General features: G+C 66.6%; 2 protein-coding genes and 1 pseudogene. All 3 read right to left on the reverse strand.

Annotated elements, in window-relative coordinates:
* Positions 1 to 321 (reverse strand): annotated as a pseudogene (locus ACFFNX_RS45830) (endonuclease/exonuclease/phosphatase family protein); the annotation flags it as partial.
* Positions 322 to 341: 20 nt separating this feature from the next.
* Positions 342 to 1,811 carry a 30S ribosomal protein S1 gene (gene rpsA, locus ACFFNX_RS45835; protein WP_378212614.1) on the reverse strand — a complete coding sequence of 490 codons (1,470 nt, stop codon included), beginning with the start codon at positions 1,809 to 1,811 and terminating at the stop codon, positions 342 to 344.
* Between the two features lie 209 nt (positions 1,812 to 2,020).
* Positions 2,021 to 3,130: a polysaccharide deacetylase family protein gene (locus tag ACFFNX_RS45840; protein WP_378212615.1), complete on the reverse strand. Its 1,110-nt coding sequence runs from the start codon at positions 3,128 to 3,130 to the stop codon at positions 2,021 to 2,023.
* Between the last annotated feature and the right edge of the window lie 111 nt (positions 3,131 to 3,241).

Raw genomic sequence — 3,241 nt, forward strand, 5'->3', positions numbered from 1 at the left:
CGGCAGGGCCTGCGTGGCGAGCCGTACGGCGAGCAGGCCGCCGACGCCGGCCACCAGCAGGCCGCGCGGCCCGGCCACGACGCGTGCCACGGGCGCCAGGAAGCCGGCCAGACTGACGATCAGGATCGCCGCGGACGCGGTCACCGCGCCGGAGGCGGCCGCGAAGTGGCCGAACGTGGGGAACGCGGCTCGCAGCACCTCCGTCAGGACGGCGATGGTCAGCGCGATCAACAGAATGCGGGAGAACTCCTGCGGAACGACCGGGGGCCCCGCCGATGCGGCGGGACCCCCAGGACGTACGCGTGTGTCGGAATCGACCATATGCGGTTATCTTGCTCCGCTTACTCCTGGCCGCCGGACAGCTTCTCGCGCAGGGCCGCGAGGGCCTCGTCGGACGCCAGCGCGCCACCGGTCTCGCCGCCACCGCCGGACTGGTCCTCGGTGTTGTACGACTGCGGACCGGCCGCCTCGGCCTCGGCCTTGCGGGCCTCCTCGACCTGCTTCTTGTGGGCGTCGAAGCGGGCACGCGCCTCCGCGTACTGCCGCTCCCACGTCTCACGCTGCTGGTCGAAGCCCTCGAGCCAGTCGCCGGTCTCGGAGTCGAAGCCCTCGGGGTACTTGTAGTTGCCCTCGGAGTCGTACTCGGCCGGCATGCCGTAGAGCGTCGGGTCGAACTCCTCGTCGGTGAACGTCCCGCCGCCCTCGTTGGCCTGCTTCAGCGAGAGGCTGATGCGGCGCCGGTCGAGGTCGATGTCGATGATCTTCACGAAGATCTCGTCGCCGACCTGGACGACCTGCTCCGGGATCTCCACGTGGCGCTCGGCCAGCTCGGAGATGTGCACCAGGCCCTCGATGCCCTCCTCGACCCGGACGAACGCGCCGAACGGCACCAGCTTGGTGACGCGACCCGGCACGACCTGGCCGATCTGGTGGGTGCGGGCGAACTGCTGCCAGGGGTCCTCCTGCGTCGCCTTGAGCGACAGGGAGACCCGCTCGCGCTCCATGTCCACGTCGAGAACCTCGACGGTGACCTCCTGGCCCACCTCGACGACCTCGGAGGGGTGGTCGATGTGCTTCCAGGACAGCTCGGACACGTGCACCAGACCGTCGACGCCGCCGAGGTCCACGAACGCACCGAAGTTGACGATGCTGGACACGACGCCCTTGCGGACCTGGCCCTTCTGCAGGGTGTTGAGGAACGTCTGGCGGACCTCGCTCTGGGTCTGCTCCAGCCATGCGCGGCGGGACAGGACCACGTTGTTGCGGTTCTTGTCCAGCTCGATGATCTTCGCCTCGAGCTCGCGCCCGACGTACGGCTGAAGGTCGCGCACCCGGCGCATCTCCACCAGGGACGCGGGAAGGAAGCCGCGCAGCCCGATGTCGAGGATCAGGCCGCCCTTGACGACCTCGATGACCGTACCGGTGACGATGCCGTCCTCGTCCTTGATCTTCTCGATCGTGCCCCAGGCGCGCTCGTACTGGGCGCGCTTCTTGGACAGGATGAGCCGACCCTCCTTGTCCTCCTTCTGGAGAACAAGGGCCTCGACGTGGTCACCGACCTTGACGACCTCGTTCGGGTCGACATCGTGCTTGATGGACAGCTCTCGCGAGGGGATGACGCCCTCGGTCTTGTAGCCGATGTCGAGCAAGACCTCGTCTCGGTCGACCTTGACGACAGTGCCTTCGACAATGTCGCCGTCGTTGAAGTACTTGATGGTCTCGTCGATCGCCGCGAGGAAGGCTTCCTCGGACCCGATGTCATTGACCGCTACCTGCGGGGTACTCGAGGTGGCCTCGGTGCTGCTCGTCATGTGTGGGATGGCTCCGGATACGGACATGCGTAGTTGCGTGTGTTGCGCGGAGGGCCAGTTATCGTCCCTGCCGATGAACCGGCGATGTGAAAACCAGTCCGATGTCGACTTGACCGAGCGCGAGCCTGCTCTGTCCGAGGCGCGCACAGGCCCACAGCGCAGCGATCAGGATATGGGAGGCCATGGGCAGCGGTCAATCTCGAGAGTGGTCAGTAGGGGCAGGCCCACTCCTTGTAACGCGTGTAGAGGTAGATCATCTTATCCTGCGGGAAGGCGATCGTGGCCGGGTTCCCGTCGGAGGTGTACCGCTTGTCGGGATTCTTCGCCAGCCACTCCAGCCATGCCGTCGAACAGTACTGCTTGCAGTCATCTTCTTTGATCTTTTCCTTGTCCCGGATCCGCGGGATCTGGCGCGGGTCGAAGGAACTCGCGTACGGAGAGTCGGAGGGCTTCCACCCGGCCAGGAACATGCCCGTGAAGTTCCACGGCACCGGCTTGGTGCCGTGCTGGGCCCACTCCAGATGCGCCTCCGACAGCGAACCGAACGGGAACGCGAAGGTGGTCGCCTGCTTGCCGGTGGCGTTCTCGATCATCTGCTCGTCGGTGCCGATCTCCTTGGCCACCTCGTCGTGGCTCATCTTGCGCATGTCCTTGTGGTTCGTCGTGTGGTTCGCGATCTCGTACCCGTTGCGGACCAGCCAGCGCATCGTCTCCACGCCCGGCTTGGAGCCGCCGTAGAACGGGTCGCGGTTCACGAAGAACGTCGCGACGGGCCGGAACCCGGGATTCTCCTTCGCGACCCGCTGGATCACCCCGATCGCTGTGTCCGGCTTGGGGTTCCCCGCACCGTCGAAGTCGGCGTGCGTGATCGACCCGTCGTCGAAGGTCAGCACGACGGGATGCTTACCCGCCGGAATGTTGATCTGGCCTTTGACGAACTCCGCCGCGGTGATCGGCACGTAGCCCTGCTTGGCCATACCGGTGAACTCGTCGTACAGGTCCTTGGTCGAACGGTCGAGCGAGACCTGCGGCTTGGCCATCACCCGGTGGATCATCAGGATCGGGACCATGCCCAGCTCGTTCGCGCCGGCGGCGCGGGCCGCCGCTGCCGCCTTGGCCATGTTGAACGGCGGCGCCTTCTTCTTCGGCGGCCTGCGCGGCGCGGCCGCGGCGGACCTGGACGACGCCGCGTGGATGGTGCCGCCGGCGGCCGAGTTGGTGCCGGGAGCACCGCCACCGTGCCGGTCACGGGGGGCCACGAAGCCCACCACAACGGCGATCACGATCAAAGCGGCGGCCAGTTTGTCGAGGTGCGGCACGGTTGTCCCCTAGCGATCCTGCACGCGGCGCCCACAAGAGCCTGCTTAGAGACCACCCGAAATCCCATACCTCACTGGGCGAAGACTCCGGGCGATCTCTCAGGGTTGCTT

This window comes from Actinoallomurus acaciae, assembly GCF_042429965.1.
Classification (GTDB): domain Bacteria; phylum Actinomycetota; class Actinomycetes; order Streptosporangiales; family Streptosporangiaceae; genus Actinoallomurus; species Actinoallomurus acaciae.